The following is an 18019-nucleotide window of genomic DNA, read 5'->3' on the forward strand; positions in this document are numbered from 1 at the left end:
TACGCCGACCGTCGGCGTAGACCACCCCGTTGCGCACGGTGCGCCGACCTGCTTCCGCCCCGAGCGCGACCCGTCAGACCTCTCCGAAGCCGGATTCGATGAGCGACGCCAGTGCCCCGACGGCATCCTCCGCGTCCGGACCGTCCGCCTGCAGCTCCACGACCGCCCCCCTGACGAGGCCCAGTGACATGATCCCGAGCAGGCTCTTGGCATCCTTCCCGTTCACGACCACCTTGGCCGCGAACGCGCTCGCCAACTTCACGAACTCCGCAGCGGGTCGAGCATGGAGCCCGTCCTTGTTCCGCAGGGTCACGGAGGCTGCGGCGTGGGACGCGGTCGGATCGTCGGACCCTCCCGCCCGAGTCGCCTCGTCGGCGCCGTGCTGGGCAGGGTCACCGCCGGCTGCAGACCGCGCGGCGGCCACGACCTCGTCGAGCGACGCGCCGGTCTGCGCGGCCACGGCTGCGGCGACCCCGCCTTCGACGAGCGGGGCGTCGACGACGCGTACCCGGCCTCGGACGTCGTCGTCGAGGAAGTCGAGTGCCGTCTCAGCGGTCAGGATCGCCGATCCCAGATCGCACAGCACCACCACCCCGGCCCCGGAGTCCACGGCGGCGATCCCGGCGGAGACCAGCTCGAAGCTCGTGCCGATCCCTCCCTCATCGGTACCACCGGCTGCGGCGAGGGCCGCGTCGGGCGCCATCTGGCGTGCCAGGGCGATGAGCCCCTCCGCGATCAGCGCGCTGTGCGAGACGAAGACGAGGCCGACGGCTCCCCCGCTCATGCAGCACCCTCCCCAGCGGCCGCAGCCGCAGCTTGCAGGAGATAGGAGGTGGACTGCGCCCCTGGGTCGCGGTGCCCGACGGCCCGTTCACCGAGGTAGCTGGCACGACCCTTGCGGGCGACGAGCGGTTCAGTCGCGGCTGCGCCACCCCACGCGGCGTCCGCGGCGGCGGCCAGCACCCGTGCGGGCGACTCCCCCCCTGCCGCCGCCGAGGATGCAGCGTCCACGGCGGGTGTCCACGCGTCGATCATGGTCTTGTCGCCGACCTCGGCCTTGCCACGGAGCACGATCCCGTCGCGTGCCGCCGTCAGCAGGGCGACGACGGCATCGGCGTCGAGGTCTTCCTGGCCGGCCACGGCGATCGACGCTTTCAGCAGCGCGGTGCCGTACAGCGGGCCGCTCGCACCTCCGACGGTCGAGATGAGCGTCGTCGCGGCGAGCTTGAGGATGTCGGCGGGCGTCGCATCGGCAGGCTGTTCGTCGAGCTTCGGCAGGATCGCGGAGAACCCGCGGTCCAGGTTCTCGCCATGGTCGCCGTCCCCGATGTCGCGGTCGAGCGTGATCAGCTCCACCCGATGCTCTGCGACGACCGCCGCACTCCCCCGCATCCAGGCGATCGCCCAGGCTCCGTCCAATCCCATCCGTCTACCGTCCCCACCGGAGCGCCGCGGTCTGCACCGGGGCGTCCCACAATTCGATCAGTTCGTCGTCGAGTTTCAGGAGGGTGATCGACACACCCTGCATCTCGAGGCTGGTCGTGTAGTTCCCCACGAGCGACCGTGCCACCTCGATCCCGCGCTCCGCGAGCGCCTCGGCCACGCGGCGGAAGACGATGAAGAGCTCCACCTGCGGCGTCCCGCCCATCCCGTTCACCAGGACGAGGGCCCGCTCGCCCGGCGCGTACGGAAGGTCCTCGAGGATGGGGGCGAGCAGCCGGTCGACGATCCGGTCGGCGGGCTCCAGCGGGATGCGTTCACGGCCGGGCTCACCGTGGATCCCGATGCCGATCTCGATCTCGTCGTCGGCCAGGGTGAAACTCGGCTCGCCCGCGTGCGGGACGACGCACGGGGTGAGTGCCACGCCCATCGTGCGGGTGCGCTCGTTGACCTTTGTCGCGAGGTCGGCGACCTCGTCGAGTCCGCCCCCGGCCTCGGCACGTGCCCCGGCGAGCTTCTCCACGAGGACGGTGCCGGCGACACCCCGACGCCCCGCCGTGTAGAGCGAGTCCTTCACCGCGACGTCGTCGTCGACGATGACCGAGCGCACCTCGATACCCTCGGCCAGCGCGAGGTCTGCCGCGGTCTCGAAGTTGAGGACGTCGCCCGTGTAGTTCTTGACGATGTGCAGGACGCCGGCACCACCGTCCACCGCCTTCGTGGCGGCGAGGATGGGGTCCGGAGTAGGCGAGGTGAACACGGGGCCGGGTACGGCCGCGTCGAGCATCCCGAATCCGACGACCCCGCCGTGGAGGGGCTCGTGCCCGCTGCCGCCGCCGCTCACGATCCCCACCTTCCCGGCGACCGGGGCATCGGCTCGGGCGATGAACACCGGGTCGAGCGACACGGTGACGAGGTCGGAGTGCGCGGCGCCGAATCCGGCCACCGCCTCGACGACGACGTCCTTGGGATCATTGATGAGCTTCTTCATTGAATCCTCCTGCAAGATCGGTTCGGGTCCGCCGACCGGGTACGCCGGCATCGGGTCTCAACCTACGCGCTGCGGCCCACCGCCGGTAGGGCCGGAAGACCCGGCCACCGCGCGGATCAGCGCGAGCCGAGCGTGCGGGTGGCGTCCACCCAGGCGTCGAGTGTCGCGGTCGCCGCACCCGAGTCGACGACGGCCGCGGCGGACACGAGCGCTGCGGCGAACCGCTCGAGGATCGGCCGCTGGGCCTGCGTCGGATCCTCCGACAGTTCGAACGCGACGATCCCGGCCGCGGCGTTCAGCAGGACGATGTCGCGGACCGGACCCTCCTCGCCGGCGAGCGTGGCGCGCACGACACCGGCGTTGTGCTGGGCGTCACCGCCGATCAGATCATCGATCGACGCACGGCGGATGCCGAGTTCCCGGGGATCCAGGTCGTGCTCGGTGACGGCTCCGCGGGTGATCTCCCAGAGGTGGCTGTGCCCTGTCGTCGTCAGTTCGTCGAGTCCGTCGTCGCCCCGGAAGACGAGGGCGGTCGCCCCACGCGTCTGGAAGACGCCCACGAACAGCGGGATGCGGTCGGCGTGCGCGACACCGACCGCCGACGCCTCCGGCCGGGCCGGGTTGACGAGCGGGCCCAGGAAGTTGAAGACCGTCGGCACGCCGAGCTCCGCACGGACCGCTCCAGCGTGGCCGAAACCGGGGTGGAACGCCGCCGCGTACGCGAAGGTGATGCCCGTCGACGCCAGCACCTCCCCCACCAGGTCCGTCGGCAGAGCGAGGTCGACGCCCAACGCCGAGAGCACGTCACTTGATCCCGAGGCGGAGCTCGCCGCGCGGTTGCCGTGCTTGATGACGGGGATGCCCGTCGCCGCCGCGACGATGGACGCGGTCGTCGAGATGTTGACCGTGCCGAAGCGGTCGCCGCCGGTGCCGACGATGTCGAGGGCCCGAGAGGGGGCGACGAGCGGCTTCGCGTGGTCGAGGATCGCGTCGCGGAACCCGACGATCTCGTCGACCGTCTCCCCTTTACGCCGCAGCGCGATGAGGAAGCCGGCGAGCTGAGCGTCCGTCACCTGGCCGGTCATGATGCGTTCCATCGCCCACGTCGACTCCGACACACTGAGATCGGTTCCGGCGAGCAGGTCGCCGATGAGCGTCGGCCAGGTCGTGAGAGGCATGTCGACGATCTTACAAGCGCGACTCGCCGACGCCCGGAGCTGCCTGTGGAGGCGAAGATCACATGAATCCCGCAGCAGAACCGAAGATTCCGGTCAGGAAATAAGGCTAGCCTTACTGATCCGAGCGTGCTCGCCGCCCCCGAAATGCGAAAAACCGCTCCGGCTTTCGGCCATAATGGAGGGGTGACGAGCACCTCAATCAACCTTGCGCCGAGCGCGCCCCGGATCAACCGACCGAACACGGTCGCGGTTGGAACGATCGTCTGGCTGGGCAGCGAGGTCATGTTCTTCGCCGGCCTCTTCGCGATCTACTTCACGCTGCGATCGATGGCTCCCGAGCTGTGGGCGGCCGAGGCCGGTCGCCTGAACGTCCCGTACTCGACGATCAACACGATCATCCTCGTGTCCTCGTCGTTCACGTGCCAGTTCGGCGTCTTCGCCGCGGAGCGCATGCAGCCCCGCATGACGGGCTGGAGCCCGCGCAAGTGGGGCATGGTCGAGTGGTTCTTCCTCACCTACGCCCTCGGCGCAGTGTTCGTCTCCGGCCAGATCCTCGAGTACGCGACGCTCGTCAGCGAGGGCATCTCCCTCAGCTCGAACGCGTACGGCTCGGCGTTCTACCTCACGACCGGCTTCCACGGCCTGCACGTGACCGGCGGCCTCATCGCCTTCCTCCTCGTGATCGGCCGCGCATACGCCGTCAAACGATTCGGCCACAAGGAGGCGACGAGCGCCATCGTCGTCTCGTACTACTGGCACTTCGTCGACGTCGTGTGGATCGGCCTCTACTTCGTCATCTACATCCTGCGCTGACCCGGAATGACTGACTCCATGAAGACTGACCCCACCCAGACGACGACCACCAAGGCGTCCAAGAAGGCCGCTCGCGCCACGCGCAAGAGCGGCCGCCGCAGCCCGTTCGCCTCGGCAGCGCTGCTCGCCATCGGCCTCCTCGTGACCGGTGGCGCCTACGCAGCCGTCAGCGTCAGCACGGCCAGCGCGGAGCCCGTCGCCGCCGCCAAGTCGCAGGCCTCCGTCGACGAGGGCGAGAAGCTCTTCTCCGCGAACTGCGCCACCTGCCACGGCCTCGACATGCAGGGCACGACCGCCGGACCGAGCCTCCTCGGCGTCGGTGCCGCCGCCGTCGACTTCCAGGTCGGCACCGGCCGGATGCCGCTGCAGAACCAGGGCCCGCAGGCCCCGGAGAAGCCCGTGCAGTTCACCGAGGAGCAGATCTCGTCCCTCGCGGCCTACGTCGCCTCGGTCGCACCCGGCCCGGAGATCCCCGAGGAGCAGTACCTGGACGGTGAGGGCGACGCCTCCAACGGCGCACAGCTCTTCCGCATCAACTGCGCGATGTGCCACAACGTCGCAGCCGCCGGTGGTGCCCTGACCGAGGGCAAGTACGCTCCCTCGCTCGTCGGCGTCAGCGCCGCCCACATCTACGAGGCCATGATCACCGGCCCGCAGAACATGCCCGTCTTCAACGACATGAACCTCTCCCCCGAGGACAAGCGCGACATCATCACCGCGCTCAAGTTCATGGAGAAGAACCCGTCACCGGGCGGCAACGACCTCGGCTCGCTCGGCCCCGTCTCCGAGGGCCTGTTCCTCTGGATCTTCGGCCTCGGCTCGATCGTGGCCCTCACCGTCTGGATCACCGCGAAGTCGAACTGACCGACGCGGATCGACAACACGTAAGAAGGAGCACCATGGCTCACGACAACTCGAGCGGCTCGGGTCACCCAGCCGCCGACTCGTCTGCCGATCCGTCCGCCCACGGGCAGGAGCTGCAGGTCGCGACCGGTACCGGGGTCATCTCCCGCGACGCCGTCGTCGACCCCGGCCTGCCTCCGCACCGGAAGCGCGTCACGGACCTCGACCCCAAGAAGGACAAGCGGGCCGAGCGCGCCGTCTACACCCTCTTCTACCTGTCGATCGCCGGCAGCGTCTGGGCGGTCGCCGCCTACATGGCGTTCCCGATCGAGCCCGAGGACATCGCCTCGGTCCGCCTGAACAACCTGTTCATCGGTCTCGGCATGGCGTTGGCCCTGCTGGCGATCGGTATCGGTGCCGTGCACTGGGGCAAGGCCCTCATGCACGACGAAGAGGGCATCGACTACCGTCACAAGGTCGGCGGCAACCAGGCCAGCCGCGATCGCGCGGTGGAGATCATGCACCAGGCGAACGTCGAGTCCGGCATCGGACGACGCGCGCTCATCCGTAACAGCCTCATCGGCTCGCTCATCGTCTTCCCGCTCCCCGGCATCGCGTTGTTCCGCGGTCTCGCGCCGTACGACGAAGACCCCGTCGAGCTCATGCAGCACACGATGTGGAAGGAAGGCACGCGCCTCGCACGCGACCCTTCCGGTACGCCCATCAAGGCGTCCGACGTGACCCTCGGTAGCGCGTTCCACGTGATCCCCGAGAACCTCCACGAGGCCGACCACGTCCTCAACGAGAAGGCCAAGGCGATCGTGCTGCTCATGCGGCTGAAGCCCGAAGACCTCGTCGAGGAGGAGTCCAAGAAGGACTGGTCCTACGACGGCATCGTCGCCTACTCCAAGGTGTGCACGCACGTCGGTTGCCCGGTCGCGCTCTACGAGCAGCAGACGCACCACCTCCTCTGCCCCTGCCACCAGTCGCAGTTCGATGTCACGAACCACTGCGCGGTCATCTTCGGACCGGCCGCCCGGCCGCTTCCGCAGCTGCCGATCACCGTCGACGACGAGGGCTACCTCGTCGCGCGGAGCGACTTCCACGAACCTGTCGGCCCGAGCTTCTGGGAGCGTCATTGAGCACCTCGACCGCAACACGCGCCCCTGAGCAGGCCAAGGCCGCTCCGGCGAAGAGCTCCGGTGGTTTCACCGGCGCCGCAGCGAACTACCTCGAAGAGCGGACGTCCATCTCGGTCGCCGTCAAGGAGTTCGGCCGCAAGATCTTCCCCGACCACTGGTCGTTCCTCCTCGGCGAGGTCGCGCTCTACAGCTTCGTCATCATCCTGCTGTCGGGCTCCTTCCTCACCTTCTTCTTCCAGGCATCGATGGCGGAAGTCCACTACGACGGGTCCTTCGTCCCGCTGAAGAACATCGAGATGTCCGTCGCCATGGCGTCGACGCTCGACATCTCTTTCGACATCCGCGGCGGCCTCCTGATGCGTCAGGTGCACCACTGGGCGGCCCTGCTGTTCGTGGCGTCCATCGGCCTGCACATGCTGCGCATCTTCTTCACCGGTGCGTTCCGGAAGCCGCGTGAGCTGAACTGGGTGATCGGTTTCGTCCTGTTCATCCTGGCCATGGCCGAGGGCTTCACCGGGTACTCGCTGCCCGACGACCTGCTCTCCGGTAACGGTCTGCGGATCATCGACGGCATGGTCAAGGGTCTGCCCATCATCGGTACGTGGACGACCTTCCTGCTGTTCGGTGGAGAGTTCCCGGGCACCGACATCGTCGGCCGGCTCTACACGCTCCACATCCTGCTCCTGCCGGCGCTGGTGCTGCTCTTCATCGCCCTGCACCTGGTGTTCGTCGTCGTGCACAAGCACACGCAGTTCCCGGGCGCCGGTCGCACCGAGCAGAACGTGGTCGGATTCCCCGTCCTCCCCGTCTACGCGGCGAAGGCCGGTGGCTTCTTCTTCATCGTCTTCGGTGTCGTGATGCTCATCGCCTCGCTGTTCACGATCAACCCGATCTGGAACTACGGACCGTACGACCCCTCCCCGGTCTCGGCGGGTACGCAGCCTGACTGGTACATCGGGTTCGCCGACGGCGCGCTCCGCCTGGTTCCCCCGCACCTCGAGTTCGTCCTCTGGGATCACACGTTCTCGTTCAACATCATCCTTCCCGTCCTCGTCCTGGGTCTGTTCATCGTCACGGTGTTCATCTACCCGTTCGTCGAGGCGTGGATCACGGGTGACAAGCGCGAGCACCACATCCTCGACCGTCCGCGCAACGCGCCGACCCGCACCGCCATCGGTGCTGCCGGTGTCACCTTCTACGCCGCCCTGTGGGCTGCTGCGAGCTCGGACATCATCGCCACCCACTTCAAGGTGACGATGGAGGGCGTGATCCACACGCTGCAGGCGATCCTCATCCTCGGACCGTTCATCGCCTACTTCATCGCGAAGCGGACCTGCCTGGCGCTGCAGAAGAAGGATCGCGAGATCCTCCTCCACGGGTACGAGACCGGGCGCATCGTCCGCCTCCCCGGTGGCGAGTTCATCGAAGTCCACGAGCCCGTCGACGAGTACGAGCGCTGGCGCCTCGCGAGCTACGACGACCACAAGCCGTTGATGATCCGTCCGAACGCCAAGGGCAAGATCACCGGTGTCCAGAAGGCTCGCGCCGCGATGTCCCGCTGGTTCTTCGAGGATCGGATCGCTCCGGTCACGAACACGGAGATCGAACGTTCCCACGGCGACCACCACTAGGCGGATCCCCTGGGAAAGCCCCGCAGTCCTCACGGACTGCGGGGCTTTCGTCATTGAGGGCGGGTATCGCCGAACTGCGCCGCGGCAAGACGCGTGCGACAGCGGACGTCCGTGCAGTCCTCTCCCCCGTTCTCCGGGCGACGAGGGCCGCTGTGGGCAATGTGAGCGCTTCGTACACACTCAGGGCCCCACGTTCGCTCACCGCGGCTCACCGGCATTCCTGCGCGACAGCAGACGATGGGAGCCGATCGACCGGCCCCGGGGGCGACGTTCCCGACCCAGGGCGTTCAGGACCGTACCGAGGAGACACCGGACCGCTGCCGCCCTCCGACGGGCTCAGGGACCGGAATACCTGCGCCAGATCCCTTCCGTACGCACCCTGAGTCCTCTGCGGGCGGCGTGTGCCCCCGACAGGCTCAGGACGAGGTTCGCACTCTGCGCCAGGTCTCTTCGATACACACGCTGAGTCCCCTGTTGGCGGCGGTGTGCGCCCCTCGACAGTCTTCAGGGACCAGGGGCGCTCCCCTGGTCCCTGAGACGTGCGCAGGGGTCACACCGGAGTACGGCTGCCACTGTGTGAGCAGCCTGGTCTGCCGGAAGGGTGAGGGTCACGACTTCGGGCGCTGTCCTCGCACCATGGCGGCTGCTTGTTCTCAGCGTCCAAGCGAGCACCAGAACACGAGAGAGCCCCCGAGCATGGCTCGGGGGCTCTTCGATGACAACTTGGATCAGCCCAGCGGGAGGATCTTCTTGTAGAACTCCGCCGTCACGTTGTAGCCGAGACGACGATAGAAGTCGCCGGCTCGAGAGGTGGACATCGTCAGCTGGCGCGCACCGCGTTCGACGGCGTAGTGCTCGTTCGCCTCGACCAGGGCCGATCCGATGCCGGCGCCGCGGGCGGTCTCGTCGACCACGAGCTCCTGCAGGTGGGCCGTCAGGCCGGCCGCGTGCAGCAGCCGCGACACCGTCATCAGGGTGTATCCGACGACACGATCCGATTCGTCGACCGCGACGTACAGTACGTTGGTCTCGTCTTCACGAGGGCGCATGACGTTGTTGTAGGCGGCCATGAAATCGTCCGCAGCAGGCGGGATGGACCCGGTGATCAGCTGGCCGGCCAGCGCGAAGACGGCTGAACGGTCGTCGGACTGACCACGGCGGATGCTGAACGAGGCGACCATCAGCGCGCGAAGTATCCGCGGTAGTACTCGTAGTTCCAGCCGACAACCGCGATCACGACGAGCGGGATGCCGATGATCGCAATCCAGAACCCGACCGCCAGACCGAGCACGAGCAGACCGCACGCACCGGCGAGGATGATCGGCCACCAGCTCCACGGGCTGAAGTGCCCGATCTCCGGGTCGCCGTCGTCGATGTTTGCCGTCAGCGTGTCCTCGGGGAGCTCGGCGCCCTGGCTCTTGTGCACCCGGCTGAGGTAGAAGCCGAGGAAGGCACTGAGGATCGCGGCCAGAGCCAGGGTGACCGTGCCGACCCACTCGACCCGGCCGTGCAGCGGGTCGACGAGCGACCACACCGTGTAGACCGCGCAGAGGAGGGTGCAGAACACCGTCAGGATCGTGAAGAGGATGATATTGGCGCGCATGGCGGCTACTTCACCTTTCCGGCGTCGAGATCGAGCGTGGGTGCGTCAGGCGCGTCCTTCGCAGGACCGACGCCGACCGGGATACCGACCTCGGGGTGGTGGAGGTCGAAGGCCGGGCGCTCCGAGCGGATGCGCGGGATGGAGACGAAGTTGTGACGCGGCGGGGGCGAGCTGGTCGCCCACTCGAGCGATCCACCGTAACCCCACGGGTCGTCCTCGGTGACTCGCGGAGCCTTCCGGATCGTGATGTACACGTTCAGGAAGAAGGGCAGCAGCGAGATCGCGAGGATGAAGGAGCCCACGGTCGACAGCTGGTTCATCCAGGTGAAGCCGTCCTCGGGTGAGTACGTCGCGTAGCGGCGCGGGAACCCGATGACGCCCAGCCAGTGCTGGATGAGGAACGTCGTGTGGAAGCCGATGAAGAGCAGCCAGAAGTGCCAGTAGCCGAGCTTCTCGTTGAGCATCTTGCCAGTCCACTTCGGCCACCAGAAGTAGAAGCCGGCGAACATGGCGAACACGACCGTGCCGAACACCACGTAGTGGAAGTGGGCCACGACGAAGTAGGAGTCGGAGACGTGGAAGTCGAGCGGCGGCGAAGCGAGGATGACACCGGTGAGCCCGCCGAAGACGAAGGTGATCAGGAAGCCGATCGACCAGAGCATCGGAGTCTCGAAGGTGACCGAGCCGCGCCACATCGTGCCCAGCCAGTTGAAGATCTTCACGCCGGTCGGAACCGCGATGAGCATCGTCATGAGGGCGAAGAACGGCAGGAGCACCGATCCGGTGACGTACATGTGGTGTGCCCACACCGTCACGGAGAGGGCCGCGATCGCGATCGTCGCGTAGATCAGGGTCTTGTACCCGAAGATCGGCTTGCGGCTGAACACCGGGAAGATCTCGGACACGATGCCGAAGAACGGCAGCGCGATGATGTAGACCTCGGGGTGCCCGAAGAACCAGAACAGGTGCTGCCACAGGATGACACCGCCGTTGGCCGCGTCGTAGATGTGGGCGTCGAACACGCGGTCCGCTGCGAGGCCGAAGAGGGCCGCCGCGAGCACCGGGAACGCCATCAGGACGAGGATGGACGTCACGAGGACGTTCCACGTGAAGATCGGCATGCGGAACATCGTCATGCCGGGGGCGCGCATCGTGATGATCGTGGTGATGAAGTTGACGCCACCGAGGATGGTGCCGAAGCCGCTGAGCGCCAGGCCGAGGACCCAGAGATTGCCTCCGAGCCCTGGCGAGAACGTCGTACTCGACAGTGGCGCATAGGCGAACCAGCCGAAGGCGGCGGCACCCTGCGGGGTGAGGAAGCCACCGACGGCGATGAGGCTACCGAAGGCGTAGAGCCAGAACGCGAAGGCGTTCAGACGCGGGAAGGCGACGTCCGGCGCGCCGATCTGCAGCGGCATGAGCGCGTTCGCGAACCCGGCGAAGAGCGGCGTCGCGAACATGAGGAGCATGATCGTGCCGTGCATCGTGAAGAGCTGGTTGTACTGCTCCTTCGTCTCCACGATCGTGCCGCCGGGCTCGAACAGCTGGGCGCGGATGATGAGCGCCATCACGCCGCCGAGGCAGAAGAAGATGAATGAGGCGATCAGGTACATGTACCCGATGGTCTTGTGGTCGGTGGAGGTGATCCACTTGACCAGGATGTTGCCCTTGCGCTCGACCGAGGTGCGTCCGACGACGCTCGCCTGGCCTGCGGGAAGCGTGGTGGAGGTCATTCCCCGTCTCCGTGCTCTTCGAGACCTGCCGGCGCCTTGGTGCCGGGGAGGTTGCTGTTGCGATCGTATTCCGTGCCGTAGTCGCCGATGTTGCCCGACTCGGCCAGGTCTTCGAGGTGCTTGTCGTACTCGGCCTGCGAGACGACCTTCACGTTGAAGAGCATGAGCGAGTGGTACTCGCCACAGAGCTCGGCGCACTTGCCGGCGTACGTGCCCTCGCGCTCAGGGGTGAAGGACATGTAGTTCGTCTTGCCCGGGATCATGTCCTTCTTGTAGAGGAAGTCGATGACCCAGAAGGAGTGGATGACGTCGCGCGACTGCAGCGCGATCTTCACCGTCTTGCCGACGGGCAGGTAGAGCGTGGGGAGTGCGTCCTGGTCGATGACGCCACCGGGCTTCTCATCGGCCTGCACGCCTGCGGTCCAGACGTCCTGGCCGTTGACGGCCTCGTCGTACACGAAGTCCCACGCCCACTGCTTGGCGAAGACCTCGATGGCCACGTCGGGATCCTCGTACTGGGTCTCGATCGCGTTCTGGTCGCGTGCCGTGAAGGCGAAGAAGCCGAGGACCAGGATGAGCGGGACGATCGTGTAGAAGATCTCGATCGGCATGTTGTACCGCAGCTGGACCGGGAGACCGGTCTGCCCCTTGCGACGTCGGTACACGATGACGGCCCAGATGATGAGCCCCCACGTGATGACACCGACTGCGAGCAGCACCAGCCATGCCGTCACCCACAGGCCCGCGATGCGGTCCGTGTGGTTCGTGACGGGAGATTCGCCCTCGACGAATCCCGGCAGGTAACCATGCAGTTCCGCCTGCGTACAACCCGCCAGGACTATGGCGAGTGTGGCTGCGACCGGAATGGCAGCCCATCTGAGACGACGAGTCGAGCGCACCTCTGAAACCTTTCGAATACACACCTGTGGATCGCCCCCCAGTCTAGTGGGGATGGGCGGTGAACGCCGGACCATTCGCGTCCGCGGTGCGGGATCGTGACCGGAATGACGAAGGGGAAACCACCCGGGACCGGGTAATTTCCCCTTCAGGAAGAATCTGGCTCAGTGGAAGCTGTCGCCGCAGGCGCAGCTGCCCTCGGCATTGGGGTTGTCGATGGTGAACCCCTGCTTCTGGATGGTGTCCTCGAAGTCGATCTTGGCGCCGTCGAGGTAGGGGACGCTCATCTTGTCGACGATGACCTCGACGCCGTCGAAGTCGACCGTGGCGTCGCCGTCGAGCATGCGCTCGTCGAAGTACAGCTGGTAGATGAGGCCCGAGCACCCACCCGGCTGGACGGCCACACGGAGACGGAGGTCGTCGCGACCCTCCTGCTCGAGGAGGCTCTTGACCTTCTGCGCCGCCGTGTCGGACAGGCCGACGCCGTGAGCCGCGTCGATCTTGGTCTCGGTCAGGATGGTGTCGCTCATGATGCTCCTCGCGAGGTCTGGCGGCGCCGGGTCGACGCCTGTGTGAGATTCTACCGCCTGCCGCGCCGGACGCACCCCGTGGTTCCGGCGGTGCATCCGTCGTGTCTACGCGTCGGAGGACGGACGGGGTGCGGCCGCCAGGCGGGCGAGCAGCACCGCCTCCGTGAGGATCGCCTTCTGGAAGACGCCGAGGTGCAGCGACTCGTTCGGGCTGTGGGCACGCGAGTGCGGGTCCTCGACACCGGTGACGAGTATCTGGGCGTCCGGGAAGACCCGGACGAGGTCGGCGATGAACGGGATCGATCCTCCGACACCCGTCTCCACGGGCTCGACCTCCCAGGCGTCGGCCATGGCGCGCTTCGCCTCGGCGACGGCCCAACCACTCGTGTCCACGAGGAACGGGCTCCCCTGGTCGACCTCGTCGATCGTCAGCTGCGCGCCGAACGGGCTGTTGGCGAGGAGGTGGGCCTCGAGTGCACGGTAGGCCTCGGCCGGATCCTGCCCGGGGGCGATCCGCGCACTGATGCGCACCGACACCTCCGGGATGAGCGTGTTCGAGGCGTTGGCCACCGACGGTGCGTCGATGCCCGTGACGGTGATCGCGGGCTGCGACCAGATCCGGCTGAGGATGGAGCCGCGTCCGATGGGCGAGACCCCCTCGGACAGTCCGGACTCGGCGCGGAGCTGCGCCTCGTCGAACTCCGGGGTGACGGCGTCGTGCGAGGTGAGTCCGTCGACCGCCACCGAACCGTCCGCGTCCCACAGGGTCGCGAGCAGGGTGACCGTGGCCAGCATCGCGTCCGGCACCGCTCCACCGAGCATCCCGGAGTGGGAGGCGTGGTCGAGGGTCTTCACGCGCAGCCGGAACGTGACGTTGCCGCGCAGACCGATCGTCAGCGCCGGCGTCCGCTCGTCCCAGTTGTCGCTGTCGGCGACGACGATCACGTCCGCCGCGAGGGTGTCGCGGTGCTCCTCCAGGAAGGAGCCGAAGGACCGCGAGCCGAACTCCTCCTCCCCCTCGATGAACAGCACGATCCCGAGGTCGAGATCGGACCCGAGGACCTCGGTGACGGCCCGGATCGCGGCGATGTGGGACATGACGCCGGCCTTGTCGTCAGCCGCGCCCCGTCCGTAGATGCGGCCGTCTCGGACGGTCGGTTCGAACGGCGGCGAGTCCCACTTGTCGTCGCTTCCGGGGGGCTGGACGTCGTGGTGCGCGTAGAGGAGCACGGTCGGTCGGCCGTTCCGTGGTTCGCGGCGGGCCAGTACGGCGGGCTGTCCGAGCTCCGCTCCGCCGTCGATTGCGGACCGGCGCACCGAGACCTCGTCGAAGACGCCGAGACCGCGGGCGAGCTCCGCGACCGCTTCGGCACTCCGCGCCACCTCGGCCGCGTCGAACGCCGACCACGACACCGAGGGGATGCGGACGAGCGCCGACAGATCGGCGATCGACGACGGCAATGCACCGGCGACGGATTCGCGCAGCCGATCGAGGACTTCCTGGTCGTTGCGTGGGTCTTGGGTCGATTCCGTCGTGGTACCTGTCGTCATGCGAGTAATCTTAAGGGAATCCCCGAATCAAGGACGTTCCATCGTGGCCAAACAGCAGAGCACCCCGGCATCAGAGCCGATCGTCGAGACCGCAGCGCAGACGGCTGAGCGCCTCGCGCGCGGCGCCAAGGAGGCGAAGGGTCGGCCGACCCCGTCCCGCGCGGAACGCGAGGCGCAGAACAAGCGTCCGCTCGTCCCCTCCGACCGCAAGGAGGCCTCGAAGGCGGCGAAGGCGCAGCAGGCCGAGGCACGGCGCCGGGCGCAGGCCGGTATGGCCGCCGGCGACGACAAGTTCCTCCCGGCACGCGAGCGCGGCCCGCAGAAGAAGTTCGTCCGCGACTACGTCGACGCCCGGTTCAACATCGGTGAGTTCATGATCCCGGTGATGTTCCTCGTGATCATCCTCACCTTCATGCCGGTGCCCGAGATCCAGGTCTACGGCATGCTCACCCTCTGGGTGTTCTTCATCATCGCGATCGCCGACTGCTTCTTCCTCGGCTTCCGCGTCCGGAAGGCGCTGCGGGCGAAGTTCGGGCAGGACGAGCGTGGCGTGCGCTGGTACGCCGCCATGCGCGCGCTGCAGCTGCGCCCGCTCCGCTTGCCGAAGCCGCAGGTCAAGCGCGGCCAGTTCCCCAACAAATAGTCCTCGAACCACGAACGCCCGCCGGTCCCAGACCGGCGGGCGTTCGTCGTCAATGGCGCGTGGTGCCGCTCAGCGGCCGGTTCGGGCCAGTCGGTCGAGCCCGCGGTTGATGTGCCGCGCCCAGAGTGGCCCGCGGTAGAGGAACGCCGTGTACCCCTGCACGAGGGTCGCTCCTGCAGCCAGGCGCTCCCGGACGTCTTCGGCGGTGTCGACGCCTCCGACCGAGATGACGCACAACTCCGGGGGCACGATGGCCCGGATGCGCCGCAGGACGACGAGCGAGCGGGCGGCCAGCGGTGCGCCGGACAGCCCACCGGCTCCGGCCGCCTCGACGACGGCGGGATCGGTGGTCAGTCCGTCGCGCGAGATGGTCGTGTTCGTCGCGATGACGCCGTCCAGGCCGAGTTCCACGACCAGCTCTGCGATGCGGTCGACCTCCGCGTCGCTGAGGTCGGGCGCGATCTTGACGAGCAACGGCGTCGAACCGGCGGCGGCACGGACGGCCTCGAGCAGCGGCGCGAGCTGGTCGAGCTCCTGGAGGCCGCGGAGTCCCGGGGTGTTCGGCGAGCTGACGTTGACCACCAGGTAGTCGGCCACGGGCGCGAGGAGCGTCGCGCTCCGGACGTAGTCGGCCGTGGCGTCGGCGACGTCCACGACACGGCTCTTGCCGATGTTCACGCCGAGGACGGGTCGGCGGCTCACCCGCGCGGTCCGTTCGAGCCGACGCCTGGCCTGGTCGGCTCCCCCGTTGTTGAAGCCCATGCGGTTGACGACCGCCCGATCGGCGATGAGTCGGAACAATCGGGGCTTGGGATTGCCCGGCTGCGGGATCGCCGTGATCGTGCCCACCTCGACATGGCCGAACCCGAGGAGTCCGAGGCCGAGGACGCCCTTGCCGTCCTTGTCGAAGCCGGCGGCGACACCGAACGGGGTCTCGAACCGCAGCCCCAGCGTCTCCACCGACTGGTCGAGTCGCGGCGCCGTCCAGCGCCTGATCACAGGGCCGAGGCCGGTGGCGGGAAGCGCACGGATGACGTCGAAGGCCAGGTGGTGTGCACGTTCGGGATCGAGCTTGGACAGCACCTGGGCGAAGAGGAAGCGGTACACGGCTCAGAGCTCCTCGGACGGCACGGGGGCGGCACCGGAAGCGTGCTCGACGCGGAGCAGCGCGATCGCGGACTCGAAGTCGTCGAGCGATTCGAAAGCCTGGTACACACTGGCGAAGCGGAGGTACGCGACCTCGTCCAGCTCCCGCAACGGCGCGAGGATCGCCAGACCGATGTCGTTCGCGTCGATCTGCGACGCGCCGGTGGCACGGATGGACTCCTCCACCCGCTGAGCCAGGACGGCGAGGTCGGAGTCCGTCACCGGGCGACCCTGGCAGGCCTTGCGGACACCGCTCACGACCTTCTCCCGGCTGAAGGGCTCCACCACGCCGGAACGCTTGATCACGCCGAGACTCGAGGTCTCCATGGTGCTGAAGCGCCTCCCACACTCGGGGCACTGCCGGCGTCGGCGAATGGCGAGTCCGTCGTCGCTGGTTCGCGAGTCGATCACTCGGGAGTCCGGGTGGCGGCAGAACGGGCAGTACATCAGTGGGCTCCCTCGGGAGTGGTGGGGGCGGTGGTGTCGTCCGCCGCACGGATCTCGGCATCGACGAGCCCGAAGCGGGCCGTCACCGCCTCGCCGTGCGCCGGCAGGTCCTCCGAGCCCGAGAGGGCGACGATGTGGGCCGAGACCTGACGGAGCGCCGTTTCGTCGTACCGGACGACCTGCTGCGGCCGGAGGAAGGTGAACGCTCCGAGGCCCGAGGAGAACCGTGCCTGGCCGCCCGTCGGGAGGACGTGGTTCGACCCGGCCAGGTAGTCTCCGAGGCTCACCGGGGTGTGGTCGCCGAGGAAGATCGCGCCGGCGTTGGTGATGGCGCCGAGGAGCGACTCCGGGTCGCGGGTCTGCACCTCGAGGTGCTCGGGCCCGTACGCGTTGCTGAACGCCACGGCCGCCTCGAGGTCGTCGACGAGCACGATCGCCGACTGCGGTCCGCCCAGGGCCTCGACGACGCGCGCTCCGTGACGTGTGCCTGCGGCGTACCGCTGCAGCCACTCCTCCACCGCGGTGGCGAGCGCCGCACTGTCGGTGACGAGCAGCGATGCCGCCGCCTCGTCGTGTTCCGCCTGGCTGACGAGGTCGGCTGCGACGAGCCGGGCATCGGCGCCGGCGTCCGCGATGACCAGGATCTCGGTGGTCCCGGCTTCGGCGTCGATCCCCACCTGCCCCTTCACGAGGCGCTTGGCGGCCGCCACGAAGATGTTGCCCGGGCCGGTCACGACGTCGACCGGGTCGAGGGCGAGGTCGGGCACTCCGTAGGCGAACGCACCGATCGCTCCGGCGCCGCCCATGGCGTAGACCTCGGTCACCCCGAGCAGCCCGGCGGCGCCGAGGATCGTCGGGTGGACGCGGCCGCCGAACTCGCGCTGCGGGGGCGAGGCGAGCGCCACGGAGCCGACGCCGGCCTCCTGGGCCGGAACGACGTTCATGACGACACTCGAGGGGTAGACGGCCTTCCCACCCGGCACGTAGAGGCCGACACGACCGACCGGGGCCCAGCGCTGCACGACGGTCGCGCCGTCGGCGAGCTCGGTCGTTCGCTCAGGTGGGACCTGTGCGCTCGTAGCGGTCCGGACCCGGTCGATGGCCTCCACGAGCGCGGCGCGCACGGCCGGCTCGAGTGCCGTGACGGCCGCGTCGATCTCGGCCTGTGGGACGCGGATCCGCTCAGGGCGTCCCCCGTCGAACCGGTCTGCCTGCGCCAAGAGCGCCTCGGAACCGTCCGCTCGGACGTCGTCGATCAGCGTCTGAGCGGCATGCGCTGCCGCGGTGATGTCGACGACGGGACGGGGCAACATGTCCAGGAGCTCGGTGCGGCTCGGCCGCACTCCCCTGAGGTCAATGGTGGTGATCATGGCCGTCACAGCCTATCGTCCGCAGCGGTCCGTCCCGGCTGCCGCCCGCGTCCGAGCGGGG

Annotated in this window: 18 protein-coding genes; 5 read left to right on the forward strand and 13 right to left on the reverse strand. The window is 68.1% G+C overall.

The features are described 5' to 3' along the window. Positions 1-73: 73 nt before the first annotated feature. From dhaM to trpD, 4 genes are all read right to left on the reverse strand, one after another. Positions 74-784: a dihydroxyacetone kinase phosphoryl donor subunit DhaM gene (gene dhaM, locus B9Y95_RS05920; protein ID WP_085510946.1), complete on the reverse strand. Its 711-nt coding sequence runs from the start codon at positions 782-784 to the stop codon at positions 74-76. Further along, complete coding sequence (gene dhaL / locus B9Y95_RS05925) at positions 781-1425, reverse strand: dihydroxyacetone kinase subunit DhaL (protein WP_085510947.1); 645 nt, start codon at positions 1423-1425, stop codon at positions 781-783. The genes dhaM and dhaL overlap by 4 nt, the downstream gene beginning before the upstream one ends. A gap of 4 nt (positions 1426-1429) precedes the next feature. Beyond that, on the reverse strand, positions 1430-2431 hold the full coding sequence (dhaK, locus tag B9Y95_RS05930; protein WP_085511090.1) for a dihydroxyacetone kinase subunit DhaK: 1002 nt from the start codon (positions 2429-2431) through the stop codon (positions 1430-1432). A gap of 116 nt (positions 2432-2547) precedes the next feature. Further along, on the reverse strand, positions 2548-3609 hold the full coding sequence (gene trpD / locus B9Y95_RS05935; protein ID WP_085510948.1) for an anthranilate phosphoribosyltransferase: 1062 nt from the start codon (positions 3607-3609) through the stop codon (positions 2548-2550). A 183-nt stretch (positions 3610-3792) separates the two neighbouring features. Between trpD and ctaE the strand changes: the two genes are divergently transcribed. Genes ctaE through qcrB form a run of 4 tightly spaced genes read left to right on the forward strand, consistent with a single transcriptional unit; the run spans position 3793 to position 8038 of the window. Next, positions 3793-4422, forward strand: a complete 630-nt coding sequence (gene ctaE, locus B9Y95_RS05940; protein WP_428844491.1) for an aa3-type cytochrome oxidase subunit III — start codon at positions 3793-3795, stop codon at positions 4420-4422. Between the two features lie 18 nt (positions 4423-4440). Beyond that, the gene (qcrC, locus tag B9Y95_RS05945; protein ID WP_064296976.1) at positions 4441-5286 is read left to right on the forward strand and encodes a cytochrome bc1 complex diheme cytochrome c subunit; all 846 of its coding nucleotides are present in this window, start codon (positions 4441-4443) and stop codon (positions 5284-5286) included. Between the two features lie 35 nt (positions 5287-5321). Beyond that, positions 5322-6407 (forward strand): cytochrome bc1 complex Rieske iron-sulfur subunit, encoded by a 1086-nt coding sequence (gene qcrA, locus B9Y95_RS05950; protein ID WP_085510950.1) that lies wholly within the window; start codon positions 5322-5324, stop codon positions 6405-6407. Next, entirely contained in the window at positions 6404-8038 is a 1635-nt protein-coding gene (qcrB, locus tag B9Y95_RS05955; RefSeq protein WP_064296978.1) for a cytochrome bc1 complex cytochrome b subunit, read from the forward strand. Before qcrA ends, qcrB begins: the two co-directional genes overlap by 4 nt. 728 nt (positions 8039-8766) lie before the next feature. Here the strand turns inward: qcrB and B9Y95_RS05960 are convergent. The 6 genes from B9Y95_RS05960 to B9Y95_RS05985 all read right to left on the reverse strand — a co-directional run bounded on the left by B9Y95_RS05960 (position 8767) and on the right by B9Y95_RS05985 (position 14352). Next, positions 8767-9219: a GNAT family N-acetyltransferase gene (locus B9Y95_RS05960; protein WP_085510951.1), complete on the reverse strand. Its 453-nt coding sequence runs from the start codon at positions 9217-9219 to the stop codon at positions 8767-8769. After that, on the reverse strand, positions 9219-9641 hold the full coding sequence (locus tag B9Y95_RS05965; protein WP_085510952.1) for a cytochrome c oxidase subunit 4: 423 nt from the start codon (positions 9639-9641) through the stop codon (positions 9219-9221). The genes B9Y95_RS05960 and B9Y95_RS05965 overlap by 1 nt, the downstream gene beginning before the upstream one ends. 5 nt (positions 9642-9646) lie before the next feature. After that, a complete protein-coding gene (gene ctaD / locus B9Y95_RS05970) occupies positions 9647-11374 on the reverse strand; it encodes an aa3-type cytochrome oxidase subunit I (protein WP_085510953.1) in 1728 nt (575 codons plus the stop codon). Next, complete coding sequence (gene ctaC, locus B9Y95_RS05975) at positions 11371-12273, reverse strand: aa3-type cytochrome oxidase subunit II (RefSeq protein ID WP_079706003.1); 903 nt, start codon at positions 12271-12273, stop codon at positions 11371-11373. The genes ctaD and ctaC overlap by 4 nt, the downstream gene beginning before the upstream one ends. 162 nt (positions 12274-12435) lie before the next feature. Continuing rightward, the gene (gene erpA, locus B9Y95_RS05980) at positions 12436-12801 is read right to left on the reverse strand and encodes an iron-sulfur cluster insertion protein ErpA (RefSeq protein ID WP_064296983.1); all 366 of its coding nucleotides are present in this window, start codon (positions 12799-12801) and stop codon (positions 12436-12438) included. A 105-nt stretch (positions 12802-12906) separates the two neighbouring features. Further along, positions 12907-14352, reverse strand: coding sequence for a dipeptidase (locus tag B9Y95_RS05985; protein WP_079706004.1), 1446 nt, complete (start codon positions 14350-14352; stop codon positions 12907-12909). A gap of 43 nt (positions 14353-14395) precedes the next feature. Between B9Y95_RS05985 and B9Y95_RS05990 the strand changes: the two genes are divergently transcribed. Then, entirely contained in the window at positions 14396-14995 is a 600-nt protein-coding gene (locus B9Y95_RS05990) for a DUF3043 domain-containing protein (protein WP_064296985.1), read from the forward strand. A gap of 69 nt (positions 14996-15064) precedes the next feature. On the opposite strand, the gene B9Y95_RS05995 is transcribed toward B9Y95_RS05990, so the two are convergent. Genes B9Y95_RS05995 through hisD form a run of 3 tightly spaced genes read right to left on the reverse strand, consistent with a single transcriptional unit; the run spans position 15065 to position 17958 of the window. Further along, positions 15065-16102, reverse strand: coding sequence for a quinone-dependent dihydroorotate dehydrogenase (locus B9Y95_RS05995; RefSeq protein WP_085510954.1), 1038 nt, complete (start codon positions 16100-16102; stop codon positions 15065-15067). A 3-nt stretch (positions 16103-16105) separates the two neighbouring features. Then, on the reverse strand, positions 16106-16588 hold the full coding sequence (nrdR, locus tag B9Y95_RS06000) for a transcriptional regulator NrdR (protein ID WP_064296987.1): 483 nt from the start codon (positions 16586-16588) through the stop codon (positions 16106-16108). Further along, positions 16588-17958, reverse strand: coding sequence for a histidinol dehydrogenase (gene hisD / locus B9Y95_RS06005; RefSeq protein ID WP_085511091.1), 1371 nt, complete (start codon positions 17956-17958; stop codon positions 16588-16590). Before hisD ends, nrdR begins: the two co-directional genes overlap by 1 nt. Positions 17959-18019: the final 61 nt, after the last annotated feature.

Source organism: Plantibacter flavus, assembly GCF_900177615.1.
Lineage (GTDB): Bacteria > Actinomycetota > Actinomycetes > Actinomycetales > Microbacteriaceae > Plantibacter > Plantibacter flavus.